This window comes from Shewanella sp. 125m-1 (assembly GCF_052977065.1).
This window is the reverse complement of sequence record NZ_JBRILT010000016.1, coordinates 47,606-67,802: the sequence shown is the minus strand read 5'-3', so window position 1 is coordinate 67,802 and position 20,197 is coordinate 47,606. Positions and strand designations below refer to the sequence as shown.

Annotated in this window: 18 protein-coding genes; 6 read left to right on the top strand and 12 right to left on the bottom strand. The window is 42.6% G+C overall.

The window, feature by feature from the left end; genetic code table 11:
* Positions 1-127: 127 nt before the first annotated feature.
* A complete protein-coding gene (locus ACVBIK_RS09510) occupies positions 128-1,159 on the bottom strand; it encodes a Glu/Leu/Phe/Val dehydrogenase dimerization domain-containing protein (protein ID WP_447159996.1) in 1,032 nt (343 codons plus the stop codon).
* 266 nt (positions 1,160-1,425) lie between these two features.
* Between ACVBIK_RS09510 and ACVBIK_RS09505 the strand changes: the two genes are divergently transcribed.
* Entirely contained in the window at positions 1,426-1,851 is a 426-nt protein-coding gene (locus ACVBIK_RS09505) for a DUF4826 family protein (RefSeq protein WP_447159995.1), read from the top strand.
* Between the two features lie 86 nt (positions 1,852-1,937).
* Here ACVBIK_RS09505 and ACVBIK_RS09500 read toward each other — a convergent pair whose 3' ends face one another.
* The 6 genes from ACVBIK_RS09500 to ACVBIK_RS09475 all read right to left on the bottom strand — a co-directional run bounded on the left by ACVBIK_RS09500 (position 1,938) and on the right by ACVBIK_RS09475 (position 7,862).
* Positions 1,938-3,068, bottom strand: a complete 1,131-nt coding sequence (locus ACVBIK_RS09500) for a ribosomal protein uL16 3-hydroxylase (RefSeq protein ID WP_447169545.1) — start codon at positions 3,066-3,068, stop codon at positions 1,938-1,940.
* A 118-nt stretch (positions 3,069-3,186) separates the two neighbouring features.
* Complete coding sequence (purB, locus tag ACVBIK_RS09495; RefSeq protein ID WP_447159993.1) at positions 3,187-4,557, bottom strand: adenylosuccinate lyase; 1,371 nt, start codon at positions 4,555-4,557, stop codon at positions 3,187-3,189.
* A gap of 31 nt (positions 4,558-4,588) precedes the next feature.
* A complete protein-coding gene (hflD, locus tag ACVBIK_RS09490) occupies positions 4,589-5,206 on the bottom strand; it encodes a high frequency lysogenization protein HflD (protein WP_447159992.1) in 618 nt (205 codons plus the stop codon).
* Between the two features lie 3 nt (positions 5,207-5,209).
* The gene (gene mnmA, locus ACVBIK_RS09485; protein ID WP_447169544.1) at positions 5,210-6,325 is read right to left on the bottom strand and encodes a tRNA 2-thiouridine(34) synthase MnmA; all 1,116 of its coding nucleotides are present in this window, start codon (positions 6,323-6,325) and stop codon (positions 5,210-5,212) included.
* Between the two features lie 278 nt (positions 6,326-6,603).
* Positions 6,604-7,056 carry an NUDIX hydrolase gene (locus ACVBIK_RS09480; RefSeq protein ID WP_447169543.1) on the bottom strand — a complete coding sequence of 151 codons (453 nt, stop codon included), beginning with the start codon at positions 7,054-7,056 and terminating at the stop codon, positions 6,604-6,606.
* A 38-nt stretch (positions 7,057-7,094) separates the two neighbouring features.
* Positions 7,095-7,862, bottom strand: a complete 768-nt coding sequence (locus ACVBIK_RS09475) for an rRNA large subunit pseudouridine synthase E (RefSeq protein ID WP_447169542.1) — start codon at positions 7,860-7,862, stop codon at positions 7,095-7,097.
* 288 nt (positions 7,863-8,150) lie between these two features.
* Between ACVBIK_RS09475 and ACVBIK_RS09470 the strand changes: the two genes are divergently transcribed.
* Positions 8,151-10,373 (top strand): NADP-dependent isocitrate dehydrogenase, encoded by a 2,223-nt coding sequence (locus ACVBIK_RS09470; RefSeq protein ID WP_447169541.1) that lies wholly within the window; start codon positions 8,151-8,153, stop codon positions 10,371-10,373.
* Positions 10,374-10,597: 224 nt separating this feature from the next.
* On the opposite strand, the gene cspD is transcribed toward ACVBIK_RS09470, so the two are convergent.
* Positions 10,598-10,804 (bottom strand): cold shock domain-containing protein CspD, encoded by a 207-nt coding sequence (gene cspD / locus ACVBIK_RS09465; protein ID WP_012155761.1) that lies wholly within the window; start codon positions 10,802-10,804, stop codon positions 10,598-10,600.
* Between the two features lie 239 nt (positions 10,805-11,043).
* On the opposite strand from cspD, the gene clpS reads away from it, so the two are divergent.
* Positions 11,044-11,352 (top strand): ATP-dependent Clp protease adapter ClpS, encoded by a 309-nt coding sequence (gene clpS / locus ACVBIK_RS09460; RefSeq protein WP_447159987.1) that lies wholly within the window; start codon positions 11,044-11,046, stop codon positions 11,350-11,352.
* A 39-nt stretch (positions 11,353-11,391) separates the two neighbouring features.
* Positions 11,392-13,650 (top strand): ATP-dependent Clp protease ATP-binding subunit ClpA, encoded by a 2,259-nt coding sequence (gene clpA / locus ACVBIK_RS09455; protein ID WP_447159986.1) that lies wholly within the window; start codon positions 11,392-11,394, stop codon positions 13,648-13,650.
* A gap of 284 nt (positions 13,651-13,934) precedes the next feature.
* Here the strand turns inward: clpA and infA are convergent, their stop codons facing one another.
* The 3 genes from infA to aat all read right to left on the bottom strand — a co-directional run bounded on the left by infA (position 13,935) and on the right by aat (position 15,691).
* Positions 13,935-14,153 carry a translation initiation factor IF-1 gene (infA, locus tag ACVBIK_RS09450; protein ID WP_026959988.1) on the bottom strand — a complete coding sequence of 73 codons (219 nt, stop codon included), beginning with the start codon at positions 14,151-14,153 and terminating at the stop codon, positions 13,935-13,937.
* A gap of 118 nt (positions 14,154-14,271) precedes the next feature.
* On the bottom strand, positions 14,272-14,991 hold the full coding sequence (locus ACVBIK_RS09445) for an arginyltransferase (RefSeq protein WP_447159985.1): 720 nt from the start codon (positions 14,989-14,991) through the stop codon (positions 14,272-14,274).
* Complete coding sequence (gene aat / locus ACVBIK_RS09440) at positions 14,981-15,691, bottom strand: leucyl/phenylalanyl-tRNA--protein transferase (protein WP_447169540.1); 711 nt, start codon at positions 15,689-15,691, stop codon at positions 14,981-14,983. The genes ACVBIK_RS09445 and aat overlap by 11 nt, the downstream gene beginning before the upstream one ends.
* A gap of 54 nt (positions 15,692-15,745) precedes the next feature.
* On the opposite strand from aat, the gene ACVBIK_RS09435 reads away from it, so the two are divergent.
* Entirely contained in the window at positions 15,746-16,222 is a 477-nt protein-coding gene (locus ACVBIK_RS09435) for a glycine zipper 2TM domain-containing protein (protein ID WP_447159983.1), read from the top strand.
* Positions 16,223-16,798: 576 nt separating this feature from the next.
* Here the strand turns inward: ACVBIK_RS09435 and ACVBIK_RS09430 are convergent.
* Complete coding sequence (locus tag ACVBIK_RS09430) at positions 16,799-17,626, bottom strand: LysR family transcriptional regulator (RefSeq protein ID WP_447159982.1); 828 nt, start codon at positions 17,624-17,626, stop codon at positions 16,799-16,801.
* Positions 17,627-17,911: 285 nt separating this feature from the next.
* Between ACVBIK_RS09430 and ACVBIK_RS09425 the strand changes: the two genes are divergently transcribed.
* Entirely contained in the window at positions 17,912-20,026 is a 2,115-nt protein-coding gene (locus ACVBIK_RS09425; protein ID WP_447169539.1) for an alkyl/aryl-sulfatase, read from the top strand.
* Positions 20,027-20,197 lie beyond the last annotated feature (171 nt).

The following is a 20,197-nucleotide window of genomic DNA, read 5'->3' as shown; positions in this document are numbered from 1 at the left end:
TTTGTTGCGACGAGTAATATCAATCACAAAAATATATATGAACGATAGACGAGTAAACGGGAGGCATAAAAATACCCAGCCAATTTGACTGGGTATTATTATGCTAAGTATGAAACTATTAACAGGCTTACTTGGCAGCGTTAATTATGGCTCTTGCCATTTCGTCTGCTACATCCCCAGTGGTGCGGTTTTGCTCATCAGACTGCGCGAAAATGGTCAGTAAAGTGTTGTAGATCTCTTCTACCTTTGCAGTAGCTGCAGCTGCGTCGTAATCCTTTTCGAAAGAGACATTGATAATGCCACCAGCATTAATTACATAATCTGGTGCGTATAAAATGCCTAAATCTTTCAACATTTCACCGTGGCGAACTTCTGCTAGCTGGTTGTTAGCACAACCAGCAACAATGGTGGCTTTTAGCATAGGGATAGTGATGTCGTTAATCGTGGCACCTAACGCGCAAGGGGCGTAAATATCCACATCTTGATGATAGATATCTTGTGGCGCCACAACCGTTGCACCAAATTCAGTGGCGACTTTGTCTAACGATTCTTTATGAATATCGGTAACAATCAGCTCAGCGCCTTCAGCGTGCAGGTGACGACAAAGGTAATAGCCAACATGTCCAACGCCTTGTACTGAGATCTTTAAGCCTTTTAGGCTGTCTAAGCCACGCTGGTGCTTAACTGCAGCTTTAATACCTAAAAAGGTTCCTAAAGCCGTAAATGGAGATGGATCGCCACTTTTGCCTTCTAGGCCAGCCATATATGGCGTTTCTTGGTGCGCGATCATAATGTCGGCAGTTGATACACCAACATCCTCAGCTGAAAAGTATTTACCACCTAGAGTATGTATACAGCGGCCGAAAGCTCTGAATAGGGCTTCTCTATCCTGTACTTTTGGGTCAGCGATAATGACAGATTTACCTCCACCCATCGCTAAACCTGCCATCGCATTCTTATAGGTCATGCCGCGCGATAAGCGCAGTACGTCAGTGATGGCTTCGTCATCAGACTCATAGTTCCACATTCTGCAGCCACCAACGGCAGGTCCAAGATTCGTATTGTGGATGGCGATAATGGCTTTTAAGCCGCTTTCTTTATCATGACAAAAAACGACCTGTTCATGGTCGTCGAAAGAGATGTGATTAAAAACTGCCACTTGTTGATCTCCGCTGTGAGCATCGAATGACCGCCGCTGTGTGATTACAGGGTAGCCTACTTGTTATATTTATTGCAGAACGATAGCATTTAGGGATACTCTCAACAAAGTAAAGATTAGGATTATTTGTGATCTATCTGGCAATTTTGCTTTCCACCTTACGTTAACGTAAAGTATTAGCTTGATTAAAGCCTAACAGCTGTGCATGTTTTACCCTTTCAGAGAAAGGGTAAAGATAAAAAATAACAATAAGAAAGGAAGTGTAAATGGCTGAACAAGCAGTAGACCAAGAACAACTAAGACAAGAATGGATTAGAACTCAGTTTCAAAAGGCGAATAAGTTTTTGGCTGAAAAGGGCATCATGCCTGATAAAGTTCACCCTGAAGAAAGCCGCTACTTAGCGCCTTATGTTGCTATTTGGAAAATCGATTCTAAAAAGCCGAATAAGAAAACATTTTGGGTGATGTCTGGTGATTTACCGTCTGATTATGTCGATATTAGTGTTGCCGCTACAGCACGTGATGCAGTTCGTCATTTTTCAATGATGTGGCAGATGCAGGCTGAAAATATTCAACGCTCGGGACTCACGAAAGATCCTGCTCAGGCAAAATTTGCCCAGCTGTTAATTTCTCGCGCAGAAAGCTTATATAAGATGCAAGCGGATGACAGCATCTGGGGTCCGAGCACTTAATTAGTTCGTCGCTCTTAAATAAAAAAGGCATCATTTTGATGCCTTTTTTATGCTTGTATTTTATCACGCCATTTAGTGAATCAAGTTTACTCACCGAAATACAAATAGCCTCGGTTCAGTAGCTCTAATAACAATATTTGCGTTGCAGGAGTCTGTATTAGCGCTGTGGCTTGTTCATTACTAAAGTAAAAAGATTCAGATAATAGCGTTACGTCAGCTTCAATCTCTTGCGGGTATTCAAATATTTCACCGTTAGCAAAAAATCGAGAGACATTATCATTCTCTAACCTAAGCAGTTTCAATCCGCCTATGCGATAGAGAAGGGCACCTTGTTCGATATAATCATGAATATCTTCCGCGCTGTAGGCCTCTTCTGGTTCACAAATATCCAGTTCGAAACGATTTTGGCTAAGCATTTTACCTAATATAACCTGGTAACAAGTTGGGTCAGATGCGAGCTCGGTTACCAATGCCATCATACCTTGCTGGTGGGCTGTGCTAATTTCACTGGCGGTTTGTGGTTCATTACTCGATGTGAATCTTTTAAGCCCAAGGTTATTATCGATGAGAGCATCGGCGACTTCACTCAATAACTCTTGTTGGCTCGGGGCTCTAAAGCCGATTGAATAGCTCATTGCTAACGTCAATGTTTGACCTTGATGAGGGTAGCCAGGTGGGATATAGAGTAGATCGCCTTTTTCCAATACCACATCGATAATGGGCTCGAAGCCTTCGATTAATGGGGTGGTTGGATCATTATTTTTAGCCGCGTATTGGCCTTTATCACCTACAGTCCAGTGACGCTGGCCTTCGCCTTGAATAATAAATACATCATAGTTATCGATATGAGCGCCAACACCGCCACCAGGAGTGGCAAAAGACACCATTAAGTCATCAAAGCGCCAGTCAGGAATAAAACGAAATGCATTGATGAACTCGCTTGAATCTGGATGCCAATGGTTTAATGCCTGTACGAGTAGTTGCCAATTTTTTTCGCCAAATTGGTCGTAGTCTTCAAAGGGGCCATCAAGGATCTGCCAATCATTCTCTTTGGTAACAACGACTCGTGAAGCGACGGCTTCATCACAAGCAAGACCAGCAAGTTCATCTGGGCTAATGATATCTTCAAAGTTTGGAAAAGCATTTTTGATCAGGAGTGGTTTTTTTTGCCAATATAGGCTTAAAAATTCGCTGGTATCAAAGTTAAGACTAAACATAATCTGGGCGCTGCTCGCAATAGATGAAAAGTGGATAAAATAAAGGCGTTAAGCCTAAGCTTAACGCCTTATTAAAACCTTTAATAGTCAGTGGCTATCTAAAGGACTAAGTGAGCTATTAGTTTAACTCGTCAACAAAAGTTTCAGCACGGCCAATATAGTTAGCAGGTGTCATCTTCTTCAGTTCAACTTTCACTGTATCTGGAAGCTCAAGGCCATCGATAAATACGGCAAGCTGCTCACCGTCGATGCGCTTACCGCGAGTCAACTCTTTGAGCTTTTCGTATGGCTTTTCGATACCGTAACGACGCATAACCGTTTGCACAGGCTCAGCTAGCACTTCCCAGTTACCATCAAGCTCTTTGCGAAGCTGCTCTTCGTTAACTTGTAGCTTGCTAATCCCTTTCAATGTCGCTTGATAAGCGATTAGAGAGTGAGCTATACCAACACCTAAGTTACGTAGCACTGTTGAGTCAGTAAGGTCACGCTGCCAGCGAGATACGGGTAGCTTAGCCGCAAGGTGTTGCATCAAGGCGTTAGCAATACCTAAGTTACCTTCAGAGTTTTCAAAGTCGATTGGGTTAACTTTATGTGGCATGGTTGAAGAACCAATCTCACCGGCAATGGTCTTTTGCTTAAAGTGACCGAGTGCGATGTAACCCCAAATATCACGATCGAAATCGATCAAAATTGTGTTGAAACGTGCTAACGCATCAAACAGTTCTGCGATGTAATCGTGGGGCTCGATTTGAGTCGTGTATGGGTTCCAGTTAATGCCAAGGCTTGTCACGAAACGCTGTGACAGTGCATGCCAATCAACTTCTGGATAAGCAGAGATGTGAGCGTTGTAGTTACCTACCGCGCCGTTTAGCTTACCCATGATCTCAACGTTTGACACTTGAGTTAGCTGACGCTCTAGACGTACAGCAACGTTAGCCATCTCTTTACCAAGCGTTGAAGGAGACGCTGGTTGACCATGTGTACGAGACATCAATGGAACCGTTTTGTGCTCTTTTGCTAATGCTTTAATTGCATCAATAATTTTCTGGCAATATGGCACAACCACTTGCTCACGTGCTTCAGTCAACATTAAAGCGTGTGATAGGTTGTTAATGTCTTCAGAAGTACAAGCAAAGTGTACAAATTCGTCGATAGCAACAAGCTCTGCGTTATCAGCAATACGTTCTTTAATGAAGTACTCTACCGCTTTTACGTCATGGTTTGTTGTTGCTTCAATATCTTTTACGCGCTGAGCATCTGCTTCGCTAAAGTTATCTTTAATTTGATCAAGTAAAGCCAATGCTGCTTCACTAAAAGGTGGAACTTCTTCAATTTCTGGACAGCTAGAAAGCAGCTTTAGCCAGTTAATTTCGACTTGAACACGGTATTTGGTCAGGCCGTACTCGCTGAAAATCCCTCTTAATGAGGCGGTTTTACTACCATAACGACCGTCTACCGGAGAGATAGCAGTTAGTGCGGAAAGTTCCATTAGAAGCTCCTTGATGAACTTGACTTAAATATTATAGGGTGAGGCTTTTCATAGCTGTGTCTACTATTGTTTTTCTTGCAAAGACAAGGTGCCTACGCTTGCCTCCTAATTGACGCCATAACACTGCGCTACGCATGGCAGACAGTAATAGGGCGCGAATTTTTTGTTGTGTTTGGGTACGTTTTAGGAACTCTGGATTACCAGAGATCTGGAGTTTGGGACCAAGCTCGCTAATGATGTCGCTATAAATGCCGGCAAAATTAGCAATTACTTGCTCGTCAGTGATCTCAAAGTGGCTAAGCTGACGATGAATTTGATTGATGCGCTCAGACAACATGCCCATGGTATTAGAAGAGCGAGTGAGTTTTCGCTCCAAAGCAAGAATACCGACTAAATAGCGAGTCACCTCGACATCTTTTTGCTTGGCGTCACCAAGTTGGCTAACGATAAGCTCGTAGCCTTTTCTCAGTGCAACTTTGTCGGCATAAACATCGCTAGTGGTTTCTGGGTTCGTCACCAAAACCGATTGCAGGCTAGCTGCTAGCGCGTCTTTATCTGAGTCACCGTGCCTTGCAATATACTGAACTTGTGCCACCGCCTGTAATATCCCGGCAAAGGCCATAGTGCGTTCAAACAGCTGATCACTCATTGATTAATCTCTTATTAGTGCGTCAATAATCCCGCCACCTAGGCAGATTTCGCCGTCATAGAAAACGGCAGATTGTCCTGGTGTCACAGCAGCAACTGGCTCATCGAAAATGACACGTAACACATCGTCACTATCATAGGTTACGATGCAAGGCACATCTTGTTGGCGATAACGGGTCTTAACCGTGATTTTTGAGCCGTCAGCAGGGCCTTTTCTATCTACCCAGTGTAATTGATTAGCAATTAAGCCATTTGACATTAGGCGAGGGTGATGACCACCTTGACCAACAATTAGCACGTTACGCACTAGATCTTTTTCAACCACGTACCATGGGTCTTCGTTACTGTTTTTAAGACCGCCAATGCCTAAGCCTTTGCGCTGACCTAGCGTGTGATACATCAAACCTTGGTGGGTTCCGATGACTTCGCCTTCACTGGTTTCGATATTACCGGGTTGGGCTGGCAAGAAAGTTTGTAGGAAATCGGTAAATTTACGTTCACCGATAAAGCAGATCCCGGTACTGTCTTTCTTATCGTGAGTAATTAGCCCCATTTCTTTGGCTATTTCACGCACTTCGCTTTTCTCTAATTCGCCTACAGGGAATAGTGAGCGAGCAACCTGCTCATGGCCAAGTGTATATAGGAAGTAGCTTTGGTCTTTATTACCGTCAATACCACGTAACATCTGGCTGGTGCCATCAATATCACGGCGGCGCACATAGTGGCCCATTGCAATGTAATCGGCATCTAAAATTTCATCTGCAAATTCGAGGAAAGCTTTAAACTTAATCTCTTTATTACACATGATATCCGGATTCGGCGTACGGCCAGCTTTGTACTCGGCAAGGAAATACTCGAATACATTGTCCCAGTATTCAGACGCAAAGTTAACGGTGTGCAGTTTAATGCCTAGTTTGTCACAAACAGCTTGTGCATCTTTAAGATCGTCAGCTGCTGCGCAATATTCATCCGTGTCATCTTCTTCCCAGTTCTTCATGAACAGGCCTTCAACCTGATAGCCCTGTTTCATTAACAGGTAGGCTGAAACTGATGAGTCTACACCACCGGACATGCCGACGATGACTTTTTTACCAAGATGAGAGGGTTCGATTGACGTCATAAATCTTAAAAAAACCTTTGTGATTACTGAATATTGCTGCGAATCGGTGGCTCGATGAATGGGTTTTACAATCGAGTGACCGTGTTCAAACCGCGGCTTTCTGCGGGTGCATATTCTATCACGCATTATGAAGCTGGGCTATCTAGCAAGTATTTATCTTTGAAGCTTTATTGTCATCAGTGTCGAATATTCACCCATGATGATTAAAAAGAAGAATAACTTAACAGAATAAATGAGTATGAATGCTATTTTAGTTTGACTTTAAAGTGTATTAGCCTTTAGAAATAGTCATCATTAATAATGCTGAGGTCGTAATTTTTACCTGCCAAGTAATCGCTAATCGATTTGATCACCAAAGGGCTTCTCAGCTGGTTTGATAAGGCTTTTATCTCAGCAAACGAATACCACTTAAGCCCTATAATGGCGGGATCTTCGGGTGTAGATAGCTTTACTTGGTCAAGTTTCAGGTGAAAGGTATAGCGAACAAATGCCAGCGAGTCACTGGCACTAAAATGATAGATCCCAACTAAACCTTGTGGTTTTATTCGTAAGCCGGTTTCCTCTTTAACTTCGCGGATACAGGCTGCAAGGATTGACTCATGGGGCTCTAAGTGACCGGCTGGTTGATTGTATTTGAGTTCACCCTCTATCAACTCTTCGACTAGCAGAAATTGCCCCTGAGCTTCGATAACACAAGCCACTGTGGTGTTAGGTTTATAGCGCTCTGTCATTGCCTGTTACTCACATTGCTGGTCACTCACATTGATAGTTATTTCATATCAATGTGACGATATTCACCGTTTTGTAGGCCATCTAGACTCCATTGACCTATTTTATAGCGGATTAATCTTAACGTTGGAAAACCAATATGAGCAGTCATGCGTCTCACTTGACGATTACGGCCTTCGCATATCTGGATCTCTAACCAAGTCGTCGGAATATTCGCTCTTTCACGAATTGGCGGTGTACGCGGCCATATAGCAGGGTTATCCATGATGCAAATTTTAGCGGGTAATGTCATACCGTCTTTCAATTCAACACCTTGACGAAGCTTTTCAAGATCGCTCTCACCGGGGGCTCCTTCAACCTGAGCCCAATAGGTCTTATAGGTTTTCTTTTTAGGCTCGGTGATTTGCGATTGCAGCTTACCGTCATTGGTCAATAATAGTAGCCCTTCACTGTCTCTATCGAGTCTGCCAGCGGCATAAACGTCATGCACTGGAATATAGTCTTTTAACGTTTTACGCCCTTGCTCATCGGTAAATTGGCAAAGAACATCAAATGGTTTGTTAAATAGTACGATCACTGGGTTGGCAACGGTTTTTGCTACTTGGGTGTTTGCATGTGGCTTCGCACGTGGCTTGGCATTAGATCTGCTATTGGGATTGCTGCCAACTTTACCATCGAGTTGAGAACGGTAAGTCGATTTATTCGCCGTTTTAGCGCTAAAGCCCGAAATGTGATTGTTATTTCGGCTATTGGTGGTCTTGGCTGACTTTTTTGAAAATGCTTGTGTCACGGCGGCGATACTTTTCATCTATGAAGGACTATTTAATCTATTGTACTGTTCATTCGCCAATAGTGGAATTTGAATATTGCGTGGAATGTTTTATGATGTCGACAATTAAAAAGTGTGATCCGCAACCAGTTAATCTTATTTGTGAGAGGTGTCGCGAATAAAGGTTCTGGCTTATCACACACAAGATCGCATAAATTATCGCTAACAATACAAAGTGATAGGGTAGGACTGCCACAGCTTTTCAATCGTAGAAATAGACAATAATTATTATAAAAATCTTAAAATTAAATCAATGTAGGACACAAAATGAACGATAAAACATCAACGATCATCTATACCGAAACGGACGAAGCCCCAGCTCTAGCGACATTATCTTTGTTACCACTTATCCAAAAGTTTACCCAAACTGCCGGCGTTGACGTAGAAACCCGTGATATTTCTCTTTCTGGTCGTGTGATTGCAAATTTCCCTGAAAACCTAACTGCAGAGCAGCGTATTAGTGACGCACTTGCTGAATTAGGCGAATTAGCAAAAAAACCAGAAGCTAACATTATCAAACTGCCTAACATTAGCGCATCGATTCCACAGCTTAAGGCTTGTATCCTTGAATTACAGAATAAAGGATATGACATCCCCAACTATCCTGATGAACCTACTAATGACGTAGAAAAAGAGATCCAATCTCGCTACGACAAAATAAAGGGCAGCGCAGTAAACCCTGTGCTGCGTGAAGGTAACTCAGATCGCCGTGCGCCAGGGTCTGTGAAGAAGTTTGCTCAGAAAAATCCGCATTCAATGGGCAAGTGGTTAGCGGACTCTAAGTCACACGTTGCACATATGAGCGAAGGTGATTTTTACGGCAGTGAAAAATCAGTAACCGTTGCCGATGCGGGGAGTGTATCCATTGTCTTGAATAAGGCTGATGGGTCTGAGCAAGTATTGCGCACTGCAATTGCTTTGCAAGCGGGTGAGGTGATTGACTCGGCTGTGATGAGCAAAAAAGCACTGGTTGATTTTTATGAACGCGAAACCAATCTCGCTAAAGAGCAGGATGTTTTATTGTCCTTGCACTTAAAAGCGACGATGATGAAAGTGTCTGATCCCATTCTATTTGGCCACGCGGTTAAAGTTTATTACAAAGACGTTTTCGCCAAACACGGTGAGTTATTTGAAGAGTTGGGTGTCGATGTTAATAATGGTTTGGGCGATGTCTACGCCAAAATAGCCACATTACCAAGCGATCAAAAAGCGGCAATCGAAGCTGATCTTGCAGAAGTTTATAGCCATCGTGCTGAGCTCGCCATGGTCGATTCAGATAGAGGGATCACCAACCTACATGTACCAAGTGATGTGATTATTGATGCGTCAATGCCTGCGGCTATTCGTACGTCTGGTCAAATGTGGGGGCCAGATGGCCAACTAAAAGACATGAAAGCAATGATCCCAGATCGTTGTTATGCCGGTGTTTATCAAGAAACTATCGATTTTTGTATTAATAATGGTGCGTTCAATCCAAGCACTATGGGCAGCGTGCCAAACGTTGGCCTTATGGCACAAAAAGCGGAAGAGTACGGTAGCCACGATAAGACATTTGAAATTGCAGCTGCAGGCACGGTTAACATCGTTGACCAAAACGGCAAGGTGTTAATGTCACACGATGTTGAAGCGGGCGATATTTTCAGAATGTGTCAGGTGAAAGACGCACCCATCCGTGATTGGGTAAAACTTGCCGTTAATCGTTCACGTTTATCTGCAACGCCAGCGGTATTTTGGTTGGATGCTGCCCGCGCTCATGATGCTGAAATCATCAAGAAAGTGGAGCTTTACCTACAAGATCGCGATACAAATGACCTTGAGCTTCACATTATGTCACCGGTTGAAGCGACTCGTTTCACACTGGACCGCGTGAAAGCGGGTAAAGATACGATCTCGGTAACGGGTAACGTATTACGTGATTATCTGACTGACCTTTTCCCTATTCTTGAGCTAGGAACAAGCGCGAAAATGCTTTCAATCGTGCCACTCATGAATGGTGGTGGATTATTTGAGACTGGCGCGGGCGGTAGTGCACCTAAGCACGTCCAGCAGGTTGAGAAAGAAGGTCACCTGCGCTGGGACTCATTAGGCGAGTTCCTTGCACTAGCCGCGTCGCTAGAGCACCTAAGCCAAACTACGGATAATTGCAAAGCACAAGTGCTGGCAGATACGCTAGATATTGCAATCGGTCAATTCTTAGATTGCAATAAGTCGCCATCTCGCCGTGTGGGTGAGCTTGATAACCGAGGTAGCCATTTCTACTTAGCAATGTACTGGGCGCAGGCTCTTGCTGCACAAACTGCAGATCCTCAGTTACAAGCTGAATTTAGTGCTTTGGCAGAGTCGTTAACTAACAATGAAGCAAAGATTGTTAGCGAACTCAACAGTGTTCAAGGTCCGGCAGTTGATTTAGGCGGTTACTACCGTTTAGACGCGGCTAAAGCTGAAACAGCAATGCGACCTAGCGCAACGCTCAATAGCATTGTTGGCTAAAGCGCTTGATCAATGCTTAAACACAAAGGCCTGCATTCATGCAGGCCTTTTTATTTGAGAACTGTTTATTGAGAGACGGTTATTGACTAACGGCTATTGAGAAAGTTTAGGCAATAAAAAAGCAGAGTAGCTAACTACTCTGCTTTTTTGTTTCTCTCCAACTTAATACCAAGCTAAATAAGTATCTGAATACTTGCTTATCTAGATGCTTACCTAGATAGGTATTAGTTCGTTGGCGATATTGCTGACGCGTGCATACCTTTTGGACCTGCTTCTACTTCAAAACTGACTGGTTGGCCTGCTTTTAGAGTTCGATAGCCTTCCATTTCAATGGTAGAATAGTGTGCAAAAACATCTTCACCGCCAGCATCAGGGCATATAAACCCGAATCCTTTGGCGTTGTTGAACCATTTAACAGTTCCGCTTGCCATACTTCCACTTCCTTCTGTTGTTCACTTCCCAGTAAGATAGTAAAACTTATCAGCGGGGAAACTCCTCGCTTAATGAACAGAATGAAAGCTGGATAAGTGGTTGTCAAGATAAAGTTAACAAAAAGATAACATTTTTTAACAAGTCGTACCTGAGTATAATTTGATTGAATTTGTTCAACAAACAGACTGAGTTACATAATCGATTGGTACAAGCCAAGACTAGAGGCTAATATTGGGATATGAGTAGAACAGAAAACATTGAACATGTAGAAGAGAGTGTTGAAGCCGAATTTAAACAGCCTTCTATGTATAAAGTTGTTTTAAACAATGATGATTACACACCGATGGACTTTGTCATTGAGATTTTACAACTGTTTTTTAAGAAAGATGAGCAGCAAGCAACGGAAATCATGCTGGCAATTCATCATAAAGGCAAAGGGATCTGTGGAATTTACCCCTTTGGAATTGCAGAAACTAAGGTTGCGCAAGTAAATCAATTTGCAAGACAAAACCAACATCCGTTACTGTGTTCATTAGAGGAAGCCTAATTGGGTTCGCTCTGTTGTTAATTTTTTTAGGGGGTGCTTATGTTAAATAAAGATCTTGAAGTCACCTTAAACCTGGCTTTTCAACAAGCCAGAGATGCACGTCATGAATACATGACGGTAGAGCATCTATTGTTGGCGTTAATCGATAATCCTGCCGCACAAGAGGCGTTAGTTGCTTGCGGAGCAAATTTAGAAAAACTCAGGGATGAAGTGGCTAGCTTCATTCAACAAACGACTCCGATTATTTCCGATCCAGAAGACGAAAAAGAAACTCAACCAACGCTTGGTTTTCAACGTGTTTTACAAAGAGCGGTGTTTCATGTGCAGTCTTCAGGGCACAATGAAGTCAATGGTGCCAACGTCTTAGTTGCCATTTTTAGTGAGCAAGAATCTCAAGCTGTTTACCTGCTGCGCACAGGCGATGTGACACGTTTAGATGTTGTTAATTTTATTTCTCATGGTTTTTCAAAAAACGATATCGATACCGACTCTGAACCTAATAGGAGCGAGGAGCAAACTGAGGCAGAAGAAGAGCGCAGTATCTTGTCACAGTTTACCGCTAACCTAAATGAATTAGCCAAGAGCGGCAGTATAGACCCACTTATTGGCCGCACAGAAGAGATTGAGCGTTCGATTCAAATTCTTTGCCGTCGCCGTAAGAATAACCCATTGCTTGTCGGTGAAGCGGGGGTGGGTAAAACGGCAATAGCCGAAGGCTTAGCTTATCGTATCGTCAAGCAAGAAGTACCTGAAGTGATGAGTCAGGCCACTGTCTATTCGCTCGACTTAGGTGCGCTGCTCGCGGGTACAAAATACCGCGGCGACTTTGAAAAACGCTTTAAAGGTTTGCTAAAAGAGCTGGCAAATGACGAACATGCGATATTGTTTATCGATGAGATCCACACCATTATTGGTGCAGGCTCCGCGTCAGGCGGCGTCATGGATGCCTCTAATTTGCTAAAGCCGTTGTTATCTGGCGGCAAGTTACGTTGCATGGGCTCAACAACGTTCCAAGAGTATCAAAGTATTTTTGAAAAAGATCGTGCCTTAGCCCGTCGATTCCAAAAAGTGGATATTAACGAGCCCTCGGTTGCTGAGACCACCAAGATTTTACAAGGTCTTAAGTCAAAGTACGAAGAGCACCATAATGTGCGTTACACCATGGCTGCGCTGAGTGTGGCGGCGAAATTGTCCGACAAGCACATCAATGATAGACATCTACCTGATAAGGCCATTGACGTGATTGATGAAGCGGGGGCGCGTATGGCGATGCAGCCAGCGAGCAAACGTAAAAAGACCATTGGTCAGTCAGAAATTGAATCGATTATCGCGAAGATGGCGCGGATCCCTGAGAAGTCCGTATCGAGCTCTGACAAGGATATGCTTAAAAACCTTGAGCGTAACCTTAAGATGGTCGTGTTTGGTCAAGATATGGCGATTGAAGGGCTTAGCTCTGCGATTCGCTTGTCTCGAAGTGGACTCAGTGGCGAAAACAAACCAGTGGGTAGCTTTTTGTTTGCAGGCCCTACTGGTGTGGGTAAGACCGAGGTGACCAGCCAGTTAGCCAAGTGCTTAAGCCTTAATCTCGTTCGTTTCGATATGTCTGAATACATGGAAAGTCATACGGTATCGCGTCTAATTGGTGCGCCGCCAGGTTATGTTGGTTATGACCAAGGTGGATTACTCACTGATGCTGTGATTAAAAACCCGCACTGCGTAGTGCTTCTCGATGAGATTGAAAAAGCTCACCCAGATGTTTACAACTTACTATTGCAGGTAATGGATCACGGTACCTTGACTGACAATAATGGTCGCAAGGCTGATTTTAGACACGTCACCCTAGTGATGACCACCAATGCGGGTGTACAAGAAACCATCCGTAAGTCTATAGGTTTTAAGCAGCAGGATCATACTCAGGATGCGTTATCGGAAATCAATAAGGTGTTTTCACCTGAATTCCGTAACCGTTTAGATTCAATTATCTGGTTTAACCACTTAGATATGACGGTGATTGCGAAAGTGGTTGATAAGTTCTTAGTTGAATTGCAAGCGCAGCTCGATGATAAGTCAGTGACACTCGAAGTGAGTGATGAAGCTCGAACATTACTGGCTGAGAAAGGCTATGACAAGTCCATGGGCGCGCGTCCAATGGCCAGAGTCGTGACTGAACTGATTAAGCGACCATTAGCCGATGAAATCTTATTTGGTGAACTTGAGAAGGGCGGTATTGCTCGGGTTGACACTAAGGGAGATGAGATAGTTATCACCACTGAATCGTTAGAGAAAGTGACGCACTAACCTTGGTTTATACCAATCAGTATAAGCTAGGGTATTGAATGTACCTTGTATGAGTCAGTAACCCGTTTACTGGCTCCATGCACGAGCATAATGAACAGGTTCATTGCACCATCAATCAATGCAGTGTATCGAGTCATTATGATGATAGGGGGGGATTATAGCTGTAGTTCAGATCCAACTATTGATACTAAAAACGACACAAAAAATCGAACACAGAAATAGAAGACAACAAAAAGCCGGCGCGAGCCGGCTTTTTTATAATTTACGTTACATAGGCTAATAACTTAGCGTGCACGGAAGACGATGCGTCCTTTGCTCAAATCGTAAGGTGTTAACTGAACCGTTACCTTGTCACCCGTAAGAATACGGATGTAGTTTTTACGCATTTTTCCTGAAATGTGTGCCGTTACGACATGACCATTTTCAAGTTCTACACGAAACATTGTATTTGGCAAGGTTTCAAGGATTGTGCCTTGCATTTCAATGTTGTCTTCTTTCGCCATTAATCAGTTATCCTGTTAGCCTTCAAATAATAAAACGGGCATATCATGCCGCAAATTAATCCAACTGTAAAGCAATGGTTGAGTATATACGCTATCTGTAGCTTCGTTATGGTTTAATTCACTGGTTTTTGATTGTTATCTCGGTAACCCATCCAGAATGAGTTAAGATCTGGTGTGGTCTGTAATCGCGTTTGTAGTTCATTTTTCTCGATTCATCAATTTGATAGCCTAGATATAGAAACTGCTTTTTCATCATTTTTGCAATTTCAGTTTGCAGCAAAATAAGTAGACTTCCTAATGAACGTTTATGGTGCTCGGGAGCAAAGTAGCTATATATGGCAGATAAACTGTGTGGCAGCACGTCGGTCACGGCTACGCCGATTAATTCATCGCCTTGCCTTAGCTCGATAAATAACGGTTGCATCCAAGTCGCGGTGGCAAAACTATCGTATTGCTCTGGGGTCGCTGGAAACATTGGGCCGTCGTGATGGCGAGTATTAACGTAGCGTTCGTACAATTGATATTGCTGCTTAGTTTTATGGTTAACAATCTTCCAGCTTAAATCTTGGTTATTTTTTAATGTTCTCTTTTGTCTTTTAGAAATTGTAAACTCATTAATGGGCAATCTAATGGGTAAACAGGCACTACATTGAGGGCATTGGGGTTTATAGATCATGCTGCCGCTACGACGAAAACCAAGCGCCAACAGTTGCTCGAATAAGTTAGCGTCAATAACATCTTCTTGCAATACCATTAATTGCTCTTGCTGATTGTCTAAGTAGCTACAAGCAAAGGGCTTTGTTCTGCCCACCGTGACGGGTCTAGATTTAGAGTTCAATAGATACCTCGGCCTTACTCCAGCTATCAATGCTCACTTCGCCATCTCTTAAGTGGGTTAATAGCCTAAGAAAATCATCGCGCCTAATCGACTTCGCACCAAGGCTATCTAGATGAGGGTTTACCACCTGTGCATCGATTAGTTTAAAACCGCAGCGCTGTAAATGCTGCTGTAATACGATCATAGCAGCTTTAGAGGCATTCGTTGCACGATGAAACATCGACTCGCCGCAAAATACTTGCCCAATAGCCAAGCCATAAAGCCCACCAATAAGCTGTTTATCTTGCCAAACTTCCAGAGAATGGGCATGACCTTGTTGATGTAAAGACAGATAGGCTTGTTGGATTTCAGTTGAGATCCAGGTGCCATCTTGTCCTGCTCTGGGCTCAGCACAACCAGCGATAACCGCCTCAAAGTGATGGTTTATGGTATAGGTCCACTGTTGTTTTTTAAGGTACTTGACTAGGCTACGGCTAATTTTCATATTGCCAGGTACAAATACCGCACGGGGATCTGGCGACCACCATAGAATAGGATCATCTAGATTAAACCAAGGAAAAATCCCGTTATAATAAGCGGTTAGTAAACGTTCTGGGTGTAAGTCACCACCAACCGCTAATAAGCCATTAGGATCGCTTAATGCTTGCTCGGGCGGCGGAAAACCTTGTTGATCATGATTTAAATAGGACAGTGAGTTCACAATTGAGTAAGATTAATAAATATACTTACCCTTAAAGTTAGCGGAAAAAGTCCTATGTTGAAACCTCATCTTATTGTTTTCACGGTTATCTGTTTAATTTTTGGTATGCAGACCGCAATTGCCGCACCATATGATCGCAATCAAGCGGTTCCAGTTGAAAAGGTGGAGTTTGGACAAGTGGTTTCTGTGCGTAATATTACGCAAAAGCAGCTGGTTGAAGATAGAAACACCGGTTGGAAGACATTTGGCGGCGCGTTGATAGGTGGGGTGATAGGTCATCAGTTTGGTGGCGGCTCTGGCCAAGATGTTGCCACGGTTCTGGGCGCATTACTGGGTGCTGGAGTTGGTAATCGCTACGGAGATAGCTCTTACTATGAAGAATTACGCTTAGTAGAGATGATGATTACTTTAGAGTCTGGCGAGCAGGTCATGGTGATCCAAGACTTAGATCCAGGAATGATATTCAGTGTGAACGATGATGTGAGAGTCGTTTACTTGCAAGGCTATGTTCGGGTCGATCAGCAGATGTAGTGCTGGAATCACTTTTTTCGAAAGTACTTTCCTCAAAGTATTTTTCCGAAAGTATGATGTCCCAAGGCACTCGCCTCACCAACAATCAACTATCGATTTTTTCTGTGCACAGGGGCAAGTTAAGCTTCTATCTATCCATTAGGCTCGAAGTGTGGCTAAAGCGAATGCCGACCACATGGGTATAGAGTTTTGTATCGTTGGTATATAGCACCTATGTCGCTCTTAATGTAGCCCTGTAGTTTTTAAATCAGTATGCGCAAGAACAATAGCACTTTTAAACTAACTTCGATTTACATGATTACTCGATTCTATTTTCGTTTATCTAAGTTCTCGATTTAGCGAGAGCGAATGCTCAAATTGAAGATTATTTTCGCCGCCTGAACCTGGAAAAACGACTCTAACTTGTCACTTAAATTGCAGCTCAATGGCATTCATTTCTTCTTTCAACAGGTGCAGCAACGTCAGCAGTCAGAATCAATATCTCCTCCGAAAAAGCCTGATGAGCAGCCACTCTGAACATCGATTTCGTCGATAAAGCTCGCTATGTTATTGCTCCATTATGACTGGCTATAGTGTTTAATTCTTATCCATGATGACTTTTTTTACTTGTCGGCGTAACTCTTGGTGAGCTTTGTTATTGATGTTTACTCGGTGGTAAAGCAATTCAAATTTTGCTTTGGATAACTTTACTGGGCAAGGAAAAAAGTCTAACCCTAAAGGCGCAGCGTATTTGGCGATTCTTGTGGTAGTCAGGCCTAGCGCTTGGCTATTTGCAACATAAGTGAGTTGGGTCATCATTGTACTGGCTGTAAATACGATATTTCTAGGTTTAGGGTTATCGGCAAGCAAGGTAAAGGTATCAATATCTTGGCGGCGAGCTTTAATTGCGACATGTTGCTCAGCATAGTATTCATCCACTGTCATGTCAGCTTTGATTCGCGGGTGGCCCTTGGCTACGGCAATTAACATGGGTTCTTCATACAAAAACTCGCTGATAATACTAGCATCATTGGTTGTCACCAGATCCACCACTAAATCGACTTTACGCCTTCGTAAATCATCAAGCAGTTGTGATTGGCTATCTGGGGAGGCAAGAATATTAATATTCGAACCAACTAAATCAAAAGCAAACTGCTCTTGTACATAGATTTTATGGCCTATTTCATATAGGGCTTCACGAACTAAGTGTTCCGCTGGTTCTAGCTTTGTCATCATGTAGTTAGCGTGTGCAGTGGCTTCAATTGAGCGTCCTTTGCGAATAAACAAAACTGTATTTAAGTTTTGTTCTAAATGCTTTATGCGCTGAGATACCGCTGCTTGGCTTATATTTAACTCGTTAGCTGCTTTGGTGTAAGAAAGGTGTTTGTAAACCTTAGTAAAGGTGCCTAGTAAGTTTAAATCCATGAATTACTGTCCACTTAGTATTTATTTAATATTTAGTTAACCTGCTATTAACACTTATTGTGTATTGTGGCATGCTGGTGAGTCATTTTTTAGATATAAGTATGGCTTATGAGTAATACAATTGTGAACTCATGTTTTTAACTATTCTTCCTGATTATCATGGATCCATTAATTGGGTAATGAAGTTCGCCTTTATGACGCAATTAGTCCCGTTAATTGTGTTGCTTCATTGAACTACTTCTTAAGCACCCTAGCGTTTATTATTAACTAATAAAAAGGTCATTTATGAACAAATCAATCATCGCAGTAGCAGTCATTGCTAGTTTGTCTAATGTATTAACTGCGAATGCAACGAGTCATTCTCACCAACATGAAGATGGACACCAATGTGAATTAGAGCATTTTACCCCAGCACAGTTAAGAGACATGGATGGTAAGCCTGCCACACTTGCTACCATAGAAGCTAATAAGCAGGTGGCAAAAACATTAAATTATGCAGATACCAAGGTATTTGAAGATAATAATCGTGGCTTGATTGCGGTACTTGATACTGCGACCGGTGAAGTGATACGCAACAAGTTCAGCACTTTTATTGATGTTACCCCTAAAGCGGCCAAAGCATATCCTGACAGTGTTAACCCATCACTTTGGCGTCAAGCTGTTGCTAATCAGGCTGCAAATGGTTTGTACGAAGTGGTTCCGGGGCAAGTTTATCAGGTGCGAGGTGTTGATTTAGCATCTGCTACATTTATTCGCGGTAAAACGGGCTGGATTGTTTATGACGTCTTAACGACTAAAGAGTCAATGGCTGCGGCACTTAACTTTTTCTTATCCGAAGTCCCTGAGGGGGGAGATTTAAAGGTCGTTGCCATGCTTTACTCACATTCTCACGGTGATCACTTTGGTGGTTCACGCGCAGTATTGGAGCACAACCCTGATGTTAAAGTTTATGGTTCTCGAAATATTACTAAAGAAATCGTTGATGAGAACGTATTAGCAGGCAACGCCATGTCAAGACGAGTCACCTATCAATACGGTAACTCACTAGGACGCAATGCTCATGGTATTGTCGATGCTGCACTTGCAAAAGGGGTCGCTAACGGTGAGTTGTCTTATGTACTTCCCGATAAAGAAATGAACTGGGACAGTGAGTATGAGGTGCATTCAATTGATGGTGTTGAAATGCACTTTTTAGATGCTTCTGGTACTGAGGCCGCATCTGAAATGGTGACATTTATCCCTTCTTTGAAGTCTATTTGGACAGGCGAATTAACTTATCAAGGTATGCATAATATTTATACATTACGTGGTGCCAAGGTTCGTGATTCACTTAAATGGTCTAAGAAAATCAATGAGATGATACAATTGTGGGGCCATGAGGCAGAGCATTTGTTTGGCTCTCACTCTGCACCGATTTGGGACAAAGATAATATAAATGAATATTTAAAAATGCAACGTGATGCTTATGGTTTCACACATAACCAAACATTACGTTTAGCTAATAATGGTATGGTTATGCAAGATCTTGGTGATGCTATTTACCAAGTTATGCCTGAATCTATTCAGCAGTCTTGGCATACCAACGGTTACCATGGTAGTTACAGTCACAATGCCCGTGCAGTATATAATATGTACCTTGGCTATTTTGATATGAATCCATCCAATTTAAACCCTTTACCCGTAGATGCTGAGGCACTTAAATTTGTTGAATATATGGGTGGGTGTGATGTCGTAACAGAAAAAGCAAAAGCGGACTTTGTTAAAGGAGAATATCGTTTTGTTGCGACTGCCATGGACAAAGTTGTGAATGTCTGTCCTGACAATCGTTCTGCACGTAGTTTACTCGCCGACACATATGAGCAGTTAGGCTATCAAGCTGAAAGTGCTGGCTGGCGAAATGTTTACCTAACGGGTGCACAAGAAACCAGAGTTGGCATTCAGCCAGGTTCAATAAAAGCGGCCAGTAATGATGTGTTGTCCAATATGGGGATTGATAACCTACTCGATTTTATTGCTGTAAAAGTAGATTCCACAGTGGCGCAACATACGCCGTTTACGTTTAATATTGATGTGACAGATACAAAAGAGTTCTACGTTACTGAAATGGCAAATGGTAATTTTAATAATTTTGAATGGTCAAAATATGCCAGTGAATTATCAAATGTGGAGAAGCCAAAGGCGGATGCAACATTACGTATTACTCGCCAAGATGTGGCAAAAATACTGATGGGCGCAGTAAGCATTAATGATTTACTAAAATCAGGTAAAGCTGAATTTATTGGTGACCAATCAGTACTCACCAAGCTAAAATCCGCTCAAGTTGATTTTGATGAGAAGTTCGAAATCGTCCCACAGCCAACTGCAGAGCAGGCTGTAGACAGTGAACTTTATATTAAGTAACTGCTAACTAATTAGTTGCTTAATTGAATAAAGCAGCTCTTCGTTAGTCATACCGATCATTTAGTCTATAAATGATCGGTTGACGAAGAGTTAAACTTGGAGCCATCCTTAACGTTTTAGCCACCTCTGTTCAAAATCAAATTGCCCCTTGCTTTGTATCAAAAATGCTAA